The organism is Streptomyces sp. NPDC037271 (assembly GCF_055603605.1).
The window spans coordinates 136,574-149,387 of the sequence record NZ_JBVJVN010000013.1 but is presented as its reverse complement, the minus strand read 5'-3'; the positions used below and the strand labels follow the sequence as shown (position 1 = coordinate 149,387).

At 72.8% G+C, this 12,814-nt stretch carries 4 protein-coding genes and 1 tRNA gene; 3 read left to right on the top strand and 2 right to left on the bottom strand.

Annotated features, from left to right (window positions below; all coding sequences use genetic code 11):
• The first annotated feature begins 101 nt into the window (after positions 1-101).
• The 3 genes from ACZ7G3_RS22560 to ACZ7G3_RS22550 all read left to right on the top strand — a co-directional run bounded on the left by ACZ7G3_RS22560 (position 102) and on the right by ACZ7G3_RS22550 (position 3,488).
• A complete protein-coding gene (locus tag ACZ7G3_RS22560; RefSeq protein WP_470927867.1) occupies positions 102-1,319 on the top strand; it encodes a sugar phosphate isomerase/epimerase family protein in 1,218 nt (405 codons plus the stop codon).
• A 344-nt stretch (positions 1,320-1,663) separates the two neighbouring features.
• Positions 1,664-1,748 (top strand) — tRNA-Leu (locus ACZ7G3_RS22555).
• A 795-nt stretch (positions 1,749-2,543) separates the two neighbouring features.
• A complete protein-coding gene (locus ACZ7G3_RS22550) occupies positions 2,544-3,488 on the top strand; it encodes a serine/threonine-protein kinase (RefSeq protein ID WP_470927865.1) in 945 nt (314 codons plus the stop codon).
• Positions 3,489-3,521: 33 nt separating this feature from the next.
• Here ACZ7G3_RS22550 and ACZ7G3_RS22545 read toward each other — a convergent pair whose 3' ends face one another.
• Both ACZ7G3_RS22545 and ACZ7G3_RS22540 read right to left on the bottom strand, forming a co-directional pair.
• Positions 3,522-5,789 carry a UvrD-helicase domain-containing protein gene (locus tag ACZ7G3_RS22545; RefSeq protein WP_470927863.1) on the bottom strand — a complete coding sequence of 756 codons (2,268 nt, stop codon included), beginning with the start codon at positions 5,787-5,789 and terminating at the stop codon, positions 3,522-3,524.
• On the bottom strand, positions 5,786-12,628 hold the full coding sequence (locus tag ACZ7G3_RS22540) for a DEAD/DEAH box helicase (RefSeq protein ID WP_470927861.1): 6,843 nt from the start codon (positions 12,626-12,628) through the stop codon (positions 5,786-5,788). The genes ACZ7G3_RS22545 and ACZ7G3_RS22540 overlap by 4 nt, the downstream gene beginning before the upstream one ends.
• Between the last annotated feature and the right edge of the window lie 186 nt (positions 12,629-12,814).

Here is a 12,814-nt window from a genome sequence, read left to right as displayed (position 1 = left end):
ACAGCCTGCCGAGATCCAGCTACTGAGAGTGAAACACACGGCACTGACAACGGCCTGTCCCAGCCGCATCAGGGCAGGCCACGACACAGAAGGCAGGCACCGTGACTCCGTTCTCCGACCCCTCCCGCACCGACGCCACCACGGACCCGGCCGCTGTCGGCGGCCCGGGCGAAGGCCTGCGCCGCACCCTCGGCGTGGACCGGCGCCGCTTCCTCAGCACGTGCACCGCCGTGGCGGCCGGAGCCGTCGCCGCCCCCGTCTTCGGCGCCGCCCCCGCCCTCGCCCACGACCGGGGCAGAGACCACGACCGCGACCGCGACCACGGGGGTCACGGCCGGCACGTCCTCGTCCCGGCGCACAAGCGCGGCATCATCCTCTACACCGTCCGTGACGCCACCGGCCGCGACCCCCTCACCACCGACCTGCCCTCCGGTTTCCGCGAGGTGTTCAAGCAGCTGGCCCGTCACGGCTACCGCCAGGTCGAGTTCGCGGGCTACCGCCAGCACGCCAACGCCCCCGGCGGCGCCGACCTGGGCACCATCGAGGGTGCCAGGCTGCTGCGCCGCTGGCTCGACGCATACGGTCTGCGCGCCCAGGGCAACCACGGCTTCATCCCGTCCTCCTGGCCGCTGACCACGGCGGACAAGGACACCTTCAAGAAGCAACTGGAGATCGCCAACATCCTGGGCCTGGACCACATGGGCACCGGTGGTGACCCCACCGGCAGCTCGTACCGCGCCGACTGGGACGTGGCCGCAGACAAGTGGAACGCCCTCGGTGCGATAGCCCGCCGTGAGGGCGTCAAGCTCTACACCCACAACCACGACAGCGCCTACGGCTTCCTGCTCGACGGCGGCCCGCTGGACGACCAGGGCCGGCCGACCCGCAGCTCGGGCATCCGGAAGCTGGAGTACTTCCTGAAGGTCACCGACCCGAAGGCCGTCTGGCTGGAGATGGACATCTTCTGGGCCCACGTCGCCCAGTACAAGTTCCACACGTACACCGCCCACGACGGCTCCACCCGGAAGAACGTCTTCGACCCGGCCGGCCTGGTCGCCCGCAACAACAAGCGCTACCCGCTGTTCCACGCCAAGGACGGCGTCGTCAGCACGACCAACGGCATGGGATACGACATGGTGCCCTTCGGGACCGGCGTCATCGACTACACGACGTTCTTCTCACGGGTCGGACAGCGCAACTACCACAACCCGATGATCGAGGACGACAACTCCCCGAGCGCCACCGACCCCGCGCAGTCGCTGCGGGAGGCCAAGATCAGCTACGACAACCTGGCGGCCCTGCGCAAGCGTCGCCGCTGACCCGGCACACGGACCGGGCGGCTTCTCCCGTGAGCTGAGGGAAGGGCCGCCCGGTCCGTGCGAGGAAGCCGCGTCAGGTCAGCCCCTCGCTCAAGAGGCGGGGGGCCGGGCGTGCTGCTCTTGTTCTCCGACGCCCAGGCGGGCTGTGGGTGACCGTTCGGCTGCTCCCGGTGCGGCCCTGGGGGTGGCGGGTCCGCCGGTCCCCGACCGCCGCCCAGAGGGAGGGCCAGCGAGGGGGCGGGGTCGGGGTGGGGGAAGGAAACGCAGGTGAAAGGCACTGCGAAAGCTTGGTATGGTTGTCCATGTCGCCGCGGGGAACAGCCCGCACAGGCGGCAAACACCTAGTCCGGGTGGCGGAATGGCAGACGCGCTAGCTTGAGGTGCTAGTGCCCTTTATCGGGCGTGGGGGTTCAAGTCCCCCCTCGGACACAAGAGCATCGCTCAATCGATGGCCCCGACCGTAGCGGTCGGGGCCATCGGTCGTTTTTCGTGTCACCGAGGGTGATTGGTGATGTGTGACGCCTCGGGGAGGGGGTGTGGCCGGCGAGCGAGTGGTGTGACTCGCTCCTGGGCACAGCCCCTCCGAGCGGACTGGTCGGTACACACCCCTGCACCGGCTCCTCGGCCTGCAGGGTGTCGCCGCGCAGGGCCTTGTCCGTGGCCCGCCCGATGGCAGCGGTCGCTCCCGCGTCCCCGGCCCCTCCGACAAGGCCTCCCAAGACCGGGAATCCCCTGGCGAGCGTGATCGCAGCGCGCTGGGTTCCTTAGGTCGAGAAGAGGAAGAATGCGAAGGTCGCCAGGGCGTGCTGCGCTCATCCCGATCGCGAGCAGCACGGCGGTCCGCACGGGCGGATCGCGGATGTCCCATTCCCGGAGATGCGCGATGGCATCGGCCCTCCTCATGTTGACGGTGAAGGACGCGGCCACCTTCGCGGGGATCGTCACGCCTGCGGTGATCAGCCTCCAAGCCCGGTGACGAACCCCTGGGCTCCGGCCGCAGCCACGGACGCCTTGGTGAGGCGGGCGACGACCGCGTCGATGGCGTCGTCCTTCATGTCTGCATGGCGTCACGTCCGTGGGGCCCGTACGGGGTCCGTCGCTCCTGGGTTTTCCGGTCCGCGCACGGGGCTGGTTGACTTCTTCCGTGCGGGCCGACGGCTCCGGGCCTTCGGCCGGGCGGTCCAGGCGCCGACACACCGCTGGGGACTCACGAGGGAAGTGCACGTGGAGCAGTTCGCTGCCGGCAAGGTACTGCGAGGCAGGTACCGGCTGGACCGGATTCTGGGCAGAGGGGCGATGGGGCACGTCTGGCAAGGGACGGACGTGTATCTGGAGCGTCCCGTCGCGGTCAAGACCGTCGCCGCGGATCTGCTCGCCCTGCCGGACTGGCGCCGCACCGCCCTGGCGCGTTTCGAGAGGGAGGCCAAGACCGCCGCCCGTCTGGACCACGCCAACCTCACCACCGTGTACGACGCGGCCGTGACCGAGGACGTCTGCTGCCTGGTGATGCAGCTCGTCGACGGAACGACCCTCGACAACGTCGTCGACGGCGCCGACGACGGGCGCCTGCCGGTGCCCGCCGCGGTCTCCGTGGCCGCGCAACTGTGCTCGGGCCTCTCCGCCGCGCACGCCGCCGGCCTCGTCCACCGCGACCTCAAGCCCCAGAACGTCATGGTCCGCACCAGCGGCCTGGTGAAGATCCTCGACTTCGGTCTCGTGAAGGTCCTCTCGGACACCGACCCACAGCTCACCATGACCGGCGAAACGCTCGGCAACGTCGCCTACGCCTCGCCCGAACTGCTGGCCGGCGAGAGGTCGTTGGACGGTCGCAGCGACCTGTACGCGGTGGGGTGCCTGCTGCACCACATGCTCACCGGCCACCCTCCCTTCCGTGGCCGCGGCCCCGCCGAGACGGTGACCCAGCACCTCACCGCGCCCCCGCCCCGCCTCGACGACGGCGGCGTCGACGCCCCGGCCGCCCTGCAGGACCTGGTGCACGCCCTGCTCGCCAAGCGTGCCGAGGACCGTCCCGGCGGTGCGGCGGACGTGTACGCGGCCCTCGCCCCGTACCTGCCGCCTCCCGAACCGGCGCTCGCGACCCGCAGGATGCCGCCGGAGGACCCCCGGCGGCCGTTCCTCGTGCCGCAAGCGCCCGTCATGCCGCGTTAGCCGAGGCCGACCGCGGCACGATCCCGGAGCGGGTCACGCCGCGACCGGCGGCCGAACCTCCATCAGTTCCTGGAGGAACGGGCTCGGTTCCCCGTGCCAGAAGACGTCCAGGCTGTCCCGGGCGCGCGTGGCCGCCACGAAGAGCAGGGACCGGGCCCGCAGCATCTCCGTCCGGTGGCGCGCCGGGTCCGTGGCGCGCCGCCGCTGGACGTCCGCGCGCGGCACGAGCCCGTCGGTCACCCCGGCGATGATCATGCGCTGGTACTCCAGCCCCTTGAACCGGAACATCGTGCCGATGTGGACGCCGCTGTCGCCGAGGGGCCCGTCCGGACCGATCTCCAGCGCCATGACGCCGTGCTCCCGCAGCGTGTACGCGACCTCGCGCGCCATGTCGTTGGTCGGCACGGCGATGCCGATCTGCTCGTACGGCACCTCCCCCCAGGACTCGATCAGCGCGGCGATCGCCTCACGCTCCTCCGCCCAGTCGGCCAGCCGGTGCAGGTCCGGGACGGCGCCGCTGAGCACGGACCGGTACCCGGCCAGCGTCTCGGCGCTGCCGTCGAGGTCGTCGTACTTCTCCTCGCCGAGCACGTTCAGCGCCGAGCGCAGGATCTGCCGGGTGGTGCGGTAGCTCAGCGACAGCTTCGACGACCGGCCGCGGATGTTGACGCCGAGGCTGCCGAGGGTCACCTGGTTCTTGTAGATGCGCTGGTGGGTGTCGCCGACCAGGAAGAGGTCGTTGCGGTCCGGGGCGGTCATCGCGCGCAGCATCTTCCAGTGCGCGGGCCGCAGGTCCTGGGCCTCGTCGACCACGATGTGCCGGTACCGGTAGCGCAGCCAGCCCCCCGAACCGTCGGCCACGTGGACGTTGTCGAGGCCGCCCCCCTCCTCCCGTCGGCGTTCGACGTCCTGGATGCGCCGGGCGCGTCCCGCCTCCAGCTGCGCCGCCCGCTCCGCGATCTGGTCCCACGTCTGCACTCCGAGCCGGTCCAGGCGCTGGGCGAACCGCTCGGCGAGCTGCCAGATCTCGGCGCGCTCGGCACGGCTGACCGTGCGCCCGCGTCCGGCGCGGCGGGCACGGAAGTAGTCCGTGCGGGAGGTGACCGCCTGGCCGAGGATCACCTGGGTCCACTCGTCGTGCAGGAACTCCGCGTCCCAGCCGTCCTCGCCGAGTTCGTCGAGGAGCGAGCGCCATTCGCGGACCGCCTGCGCCTCGTCGACGATCCGCTTGCGGTTGCCCGGCTCCGCCTCCCGGACGGTGCGCAGCGCCAGCTGGTCGACATGGCTGATCTCGACGCGCGACAGCAGCGTCTCGCCGCCCAGGGCGAGCAGCCGCGAACGCAGGTCCGCCGCGAGGTTCTTGTTGTACGTGGTCAGCAGGACGGGCTTGGTCCGGCCGGCCGGGAGCCGCTCCACCAGGTGCTTGACCCGGTGCAGCGCCACGATCGTCTTGCCGGTGCCGGGCCCGCCGCCCACCCGCGCCGGACCGCTGTAGTCCCGCGTGACCAGCTTGGCCTGGGTGGGGTGCAGGAACACCTTCCAGCGCCCGAAGTCCTCGCCCTCCAGCGCCTCGCGCAGCGCGTCGTCGGTCGTCGTGACGATGGTGGCGGGACGTTCGGCGGCGGCCCGGAAGTCCTCGGGGTCGACGGGGTCGGACGCCGCGACGGGCGCGGTGACCTGCTCCAGGACGTCGTCGTACGCCTTGCCGTCGTACAGCGCCAGCAGCACCTCGCCGGTGAGCTGCGGCGCGTACTCGACGAGGCCGAGGAGCTGGTCCTCGGTGGTCAGCGCGGCGGCGACCGGCACCAGGGACGGGGCCACGCCCAGGTCGGTGAGCTGCTGCTCCGACCACTTGGTGAACAGCGGCTCCGGAGCGGCCGGTTCGGCGGGACGGGCGGGCTCGGCGGGCTCGGCGGGCGGGGCGGCCTGGGGGGCCGCGGGGCTGAGCACCTCCTCCTGCACGACCTGCAGGTCCACGTACTCGATGCCGCCGGTGACGCGGTTGACCGAGTAGGTGAGCCGGTCCAGGTGCGCGTACACGTCCTTGCGGTGCTTGACCGAGACGATCAGCCAGTCGTCGTCGGCCAGCCGCAGCAGCAGCGCGCGGTACTCGTCGTTGACGCGCGCCGAGTGCAGCTTGTCGTGCCCCTGCAACTGCCTGAGACGCAGGCCCGCGGAGTCGGGGTTGGTCTTGAACTTGTGCTGGAAGTCGTAGATCGCGCCCTTGACCGGGCGGGGGAGCTTGAGGATCTCCCGGTCCGCCTTGTCGAGCAGGCGCAGTGTGACGTTCTTGCCGGTCACGGCTTGTCGTTCCCCCCGTTGTCCGTGGTGGTGTCGTCTGACGGGTGGTGGCCGAGGCGGCCCGCGAGGGCGTCGGCCGTCCAGTCGGCGGCGGTCCGTACCTCCCAGCCGGCCGCGGCGAAGTCGCGGTCCCGGTCGGCGGCCTCCGCGTCGAAGTCCTCGCCCTCCGGTGGGTTCGGGGCTCGGACGACTCCGACGCGTGCGTCCGGCCAGGCCAGTTCGGCCTGCCAGCCGGTGTGCGCGTCGAGTTCGTAGCCGTCCCGGGGCACCGGAACGCCCCGCGCGGCGAGGGTCTCGGCGAGCGCGAGCAGGCCGGGCTCGTCCGGGTCGAGGTATTCGATGACCTTGTCCCAGGCCGTGTCCCGGACGGGAGGGACGGACACCTCGGCCACAGCCGGGGGAGCCTGCGGGGTGGTCTCGGCCGGCGCGAGCATGAGGCGGACGCTCTCCAGGACGCCGCTGCCGCCCGTGACCGCCAGCGTCTCCACCGGGAACCCGTCGAGACGGCCGGTCGTCAGCTGGACGGCGTCGCCGCCCCCGGTGTCCAGGAACTGCAGCAGGTTGGACCAGTACAGCCAGGCCCGCCAGCGCCGCTTGTGCGCTTCCTCCCGGGCGTGGACGCCGGGCGCGTCGTCGAGGAGGATGATGCCTGTCCACGCGGGGGGCTTGGCCCGGCCGTCGGCGGCGAAGACCAGTGGCAGCTCCGAGCGGTCGGTCACCGTGAAGAGCTGCACCGGGCCACGCGGGCCCGCCGGTGTCCCGCCGCGGAGCGCCGCCGTGAGCTGTCCGCCCAGCACCTCGGGGGTGAGGGCGACCGGGCGGGTCCGGGTGCCCATGAAGCCCGCCAGGGCGGCCTCCGCCCGCCACTGCCAGCGCTGCGCGTCCGGCCTGCGCAGGTACTCGACGAGCTGCACGGCCGGGTTGACCCACACCGTCTCCGCGAGTTCCCCGGGCAGCCCGCCCCGCACGGTGGAGTAGTAGCCGCGTGCCTTGTCGCGGGCCGCGTCGCCGTACGGCTCCCACACCGGGTCGGCCGGTCCCGCGCCCGAGGAGCCGGTGTCCCGGACGCGGCGCCGCCAGTCGCTCACGTCGCCGTAGGTGAGCTGGAAGACCCTGAGGCCTTCCGCGCGCAGCCGGGTGCGCTTGTCGGCGTCGTCGCCCACCCGGTTGTGTTCCCGGCCGGCGTGGAACTCGTAGCCGTCCAGGTAGAGCGCCACGCGCGGGCCGGGCGCGTCGACCCGTTCGAAGAGGACGTCGGGGCGGGTGCCGTCGAGGACCCGCTGCTGCGACACCCGCCAGCTCAGCGTGGTGCCGTCGGCGGCGGTCAGCCGCAGGTCCAGGGCGTGGGTGCCGGCCGGGGTGATGTAGGCGTCGCCGCTGGCGCGGCTCTCGGGCAGTGCGGCCCACTCCCGCAGCGTGTCGATGAACAGCACCTCGAGGTCGCTCTCGGCCTGCTGGTGCATCGGGATGTGCTGGGTGGTGGCGACGGGGGAGGTGGACCAGCGCTCGCCGTCCGCGCCGAGCAGTTCGTCCAGCATCTGCCGGACCTCGTTGCGGCTGACCCTGTCGTAGTCGGCGGGCGGGACGCGGCGCAGCAGGCAGCGGTGGCAGCCGTCGAGGCCCTTCTCCAGGCAGCCGCAGTTCTCGATCACCTCGCGGGCCTTCAGCAGGACCTCGCGGAAGCCGTCGGAGGTCGCCAGGCGGTGCAGGTAGCCGGTGCCGCCGGGCAGCCGGTCGTACACCACGAGGAACCGGCGCGGCCAGTCGCGGTCCTCGCCGTCCGGCATGGACGCGGCGGTGATGTCGATGTGGTCGGGGTCGCCGCCGTAGCGGGCCGCTATGCCCGCGAACAGCGCGGCGGTGAACGAGGCGAGCCGCTCCTTGGCCCGCGCCACGGACGCCGGCAGCAGGATGCGCACGGCCTCCGTGGTCAGCTCGTGCGCCAGCAGCAGCGGTACGTCCTCTCCGGCGCCCTGCGCCTCCCCGCTGCCACGCACCCGTCGGCGCGGGCACCACAGCTGGTGGTGGGCGCTGGCCCGGGTGGAGTGGGCGAGGGAGGCGGTGAGCGCGTGCTGGGACTGGTCGACGACCGGCCGCCCGTCGGCCGTGGCGCCGCCGCAACTCGTGCACACGTAGAACGGGTTGAGGCGTACGTCGTCCCCGGCCAGCGGAACCGTGCTGCTGCCGTCCTGCCGGTCGATGCCCAGGTTCAGGGTGCGCACGACGGCCCTGCGGGTGAAGTCGGCGCCGAAGACCGCGCTGTCGTGCCGCCACGATCCGGCCGCCAGGTGCGCCGGGTCGACGTCGACGGTGGTGAGCACCGCGTACCGCCTGCGGTCCCGCTCGTCGCGGTCGTCCCGCACCCGGGCGTCGTCCCGCTTGTCCCGGGACGTCACGCGCCGGGGCTCCAGCACGTGGTGCACGCACCCCGCGTCGGCGATCTCCCGGGAGCCGCACCGCGGGCACGGCGAGGTGTCGTTCTTCGGGTCGCCGTGCGTGCGCGCGTACCCGCACGCCGGGCACAGCCGCCACACCGCCCAGGCGCGCCGCTCCGGGCTGCCGATGTCGAGGGCGCGCACGACGTGCCGGTAGCCGTTGACGTAGAAGCTGTTGCCGGGCGCGAGTTCGGTCAGGGCCAGTTTGCGGGACCGCTCGTAGTCGCGCGTCTCGCTGCGGTACACCCATTCCCGGCGCTCGTCGTCGCCCTCCGGTGCCTGAGCGCCCTCGTCGCTCCCCGCGGCCTCCTTCCAGTAGAGCGTGGCCTCCAGGGACGTCGTGGTGTCGGTGAGGCTGTAGTTGGGCAGCAGGCCGAGCTCGACGAGGGAGCCGTGGGCACCGGTCTGGCTCAGCTGGCGCAGCAGTTCGCCGGTGGCACGCCGTTCCGCGAGCAGCTCGCGCCGCTCGGCGCCCTGTTCGCGGTCCTCGGCGAGCAGCCCGTCCACCGCGGTGTCGATGGCGGCGATGCGGCGGCGCAGTTCCTCGCGGCGTGCCGTCCACTCCTCCTCGGCCTCGGCCAGCGTGCGCGCGATGCCGCCGGTGGCGTACGCGCGCAGCTCGTCCGCGGCGTGCGCGGACACCCCCCGGTCGTCGTCCGGGCCACCGTCCGGCGCCTGCGGGAACAGCGCCAGGAACTCCTCCACCAGCCGTGCCCCGTGGGTGAGCGCCGCGTCCGACAGGTCCTGGCACCAGCCGGACGTGCCGAACAGCGCCGACGACAGGCGCGGCACCGGCATCAGCGGCTCGCCGTCCGCCGTGGTGAGTTCGCCGCGCGCCGCCCGGTCCAGCAGGTGCGCCGTGTACTGGCGGCGCAGGATCTCCACGGCCGACAGGTAGCAGCCCGGCGGCACGATGTCACCGGCGATCATCTCGGTCGGGTCGTCCAGGTAGTACCGGTCGCGGGCCCGCCGCCCGCCGAAGGCGACCACCAGGGCGTTGCCGGTCCGGCGCCCGGCGCGCCCGGCACGCTGCACGTAGTTGGCGGGGCCGCCCGGGAGCGAGCCGAGCAGCACGGCCGACAGGTCGCCGATGTCGATGCCCAGTTCCAGGGTGGGCGTGCAGGACAGCACGTTGGGGTCGGTGTAGTGGGTGCCCTGCCGGAACGTCCGCTCCACGCGCTCCCGTTCGGGCCGGGTCAGCATGCCGGTGTGCTCGGCCGTGACGACCCGGTAGGTGCCGCCGGTCAGGTACAGGCGCCGGTAGTAGTCCTCCCGGTAGTCGCGCTCCAGTTTCCCGCCGAAGCCGCCGCTGCCCGCCCCCGTCGACGACATGCCGTTCTGGGGAGGGGTGAGGACGCCGGTGCAGCGCCAGCGCGGGCAGGGGTGCCCGTACCAGCGGGTGCGCCGCTCGGGCGGCACCACCTGCTGCCAGCCGCACTCCTCACAGGCCACGAACGCCTTGTTGACCAGGTCGTCCGCCAGCAGCCGCACGTGGATGTGGCCCGGCTGGAGCCCGTACACGCGGGTGGTGCGGTCCTTGGCGGTGCGCGCCGACAGCACGCCCTCGTCCGCGAGGACGGGCAGCAGCCGGCGCAGGTACTCGGTCGCCTGCGCCGCGTCCAGGCCGAGGCAGCGCCGCGTCCAGTCCTGGTACCAGTTGCCCCGCCCGGTGATCGTGTCGAACTTCGTCTTCTCCTTGGGTCCGGCGAGCAGGAACCTCGGCGGTGCCACGTACCCCTCGGGGAAGGCCGGCATCCCCTCCGGTCGCTGCCCGGAGATCAGGTACTGGTTGACGCCGGCTTCCCTGATCCAGGTGTCCAGCCACCGGTGCCGGACGCCGCCGCGCAGCCGCATCCGCTCCAGCAGCCCCCGCACGTAGGCCAGGTACCGGTCGGGTGTGGGCAGGCCGCCGTCCAGGCCCAGTTGGCCCGGCAGGGTGAGGTGCAGGTCGCGGGCGAGCGCGACGACACGGTCCGGCTCGGCGATCACGACTTCCGCGGCCGTGGTCCGGGTCAGTTCCAGGGTGCGTCCGAGGCGGGAGCGCAGCCCGAACTCCATGACGGTCGCGAACGCGAGCCGCTCCCCGATGAGCTTCCAGGTCCGCGCGTCCCCGGTGCCGCGTCCCGACAGCAGCCGGTCCACGCCCGGTTCGTCGTGCAGGTCCGGCGGGACGACCGCGGCCAGCGTCTGCGGGTCGTCCACGGAGTCCAGCACGTCGCCTATCAGGTCGTTCAGCGGCAGCGGCGTACCGGAGTCGTCCAGCCGGTGCGCCAGCAGCGAGCGCAGCGAGAACTTGTACGAGGCGTTGGCGACGTACCCGGCGCGGTGCGCCGCGTCCTGCGTGGAGTCGTTGAACAGCAGCGTCTTGCGCTCCTCCGGCGCCAGCGCGATCTCCTGGCCGCCGGTGAACAGCTGGGTGACCGTCGCGGAGGCCAGCGCGGCGAGCGCGGTGCCGAGGAACCGGATGCCGTTCTCGGTGTTGCACGCCGGGCAGGTGTCGTCCTTGGCGGCCCGGTCGGCGGTCTTCTTGTCCAGGACGGCCCGCGCGAACCAGGCGTCCTGCAGCCCTTCCGCGTCCTCGGCGACGGGCATCCGGTAGGTGCCCTGCGCCCCGTCCAGCACCACCACCGACTGCGGGTCCACGTCGCCCGCCGCCTTCGGCGCGCTGCCGGTGAGCGCCGCGAGGGCGTCCCGCGCCTCGGCCGGCGTCGCCGAGACGAAGTACCGCAGCCGCCGCTTGTCCCGCCCGACGGCGGCCTGCCAGATCTTCGGCGGGCTGCTCTCCAGCTTCTGCGGATCGGCCTCCGGGGACAGCGCCGCCCACCCCGAACGGCCGCACACGCGGCAGTAGACCGCGGGCAGGTGGGCCTGGGCGGGCCGCTGCACGGTGTCCGAACCGGGCAGCGCCTCGGGCCGCCGCGAGTCCGCCGACGGCCACTCGTCGCCGTCGGACGACTCCTCGGACGCGGACGCCGCGGTCAGCGCGGAGCGCCGTGCGAGCGTCCGCTCGTCCTCGTACCAGCGGAACTCCGGCCGGGCACCCACCCCGCTCAGCACCCGCCCCACCGGTCGCACCCACAGGTGCGCCTCGATGTGCAGCAGCGGACGCGGCCGGCGTTCGTCGGACTCCGGGTCCCGCGCGGACGACAGCAGCGCCACGAACCGCGACAGCGCCTCCAGCGCGAGGCGGGGGTTCTCCCGCGCGGTGCGCGCCCACGCGTACCCGAAGCGGGCCATGCGGTCCCGCAGCCCCCACTCGTCGAGCGGATCGCCGTTCAGCAGCGCGAGCACCCCGTGGGTGAAGTCGTGCTTCTTCAGCAGCCGCCCGAGCCGGAACGCGTCCAGGCCGCGCCGCCCCAGCAGCCGCTCGGCGAGCCCGTCCAGGTCGAGCCGGTCCGGGTCGGACTGCACGCCCGGCCCGCCGGAGACCTCGATGACCTCCTTGGGGTCGGGAGGTTCGGGCAGCTCGTAGTCGATGTCGCCGGTGAAGTCGTCGGCGCTCAGCCGCTCCTCGCCGATCACGGCGTCCGGACCGAACGGCACACCGAACACCTGCTCGGCGACGGCGAGGATGCCACTGCCGTCGCCCCCGCCCTCGCCGAGGGTCGCCGAGGTCGCCACCGGGCAGACCGACCCGAGCGGCCGCTCCGGTTTCGAGACGCCCACGGCCGACGCCAGCCGCCGCAGCAGCATCGCCACGTCCGTGCCCTGCGCGCCGTCGTAGGTGTGGAACTCGTCCAGCACGACGTACGCCGGGTCCGCGCCCTCCCACAGCGGCCGGTCCTCGGCCCGCTGCAGCAGCAGGTCCAGCATCTTGTAGTTGGTGATCAGCACGTCCGGCGGCGCCTGGCGCATCTCCTCGCGCCGCGTCATCACCCGCCGGAAGTCCGTGTCCGGTCTGTCGCCGATGTAGAGACCGGCCGTCACCTGCGCCAGCTCCGGCTGCGCCAGGTACTCGCCGATACGGCCGGCCTGGTCGGTGGCGAGCGCGTTCATCGGATACAGCAGCACGGCCTTCACCCCGCGCCGCCCCAGCGCCTTCTGCCGCCGGCAGTGGTCGAGTACGGGGATCAGGAACGACTCCGTCTTGCCCGACCCGGTGCCGGTCGTCACGAGCGTCGGCTCGGCCGCCTTTCGGTACGTGCTCAGTCGCTCCCAGGCCTTCGCCTGGTGCCGCCACGGCGTGAACGACGGCCGCCACTCCAGCGCGTCCTGCCACCCCTCCCCGGCCGGGTGGAACGGCGTCCTGATCCGCAGGTACGGCCCCCGGAAGATGCCCGTCTCCGGATCCCCCAGGAACCGCTCCAGCGCGCGCCGCGTGTCCTCGTCGGCCAGCGCGTACGTCGTCGTGAGGTACTGCGTCAGACTGCCGCGGAGCTGCGCGGCGGCCAGGGTGGGCTTCACGAGGACCTTTCCGGGCAGGACGGTTACCGCGACCACCGGGCACGCGACGCCGTGACAGCCGGCGAAGGCACCGTGACGATCAGCGTCAAAAATACCGCCCACCTCGGACATCGATATCCACCTGGTCGGATCCCGGACTCCGGCCCCGGCAAAGCGCGTGGTTAGGATCACTGCATATACGCGGCA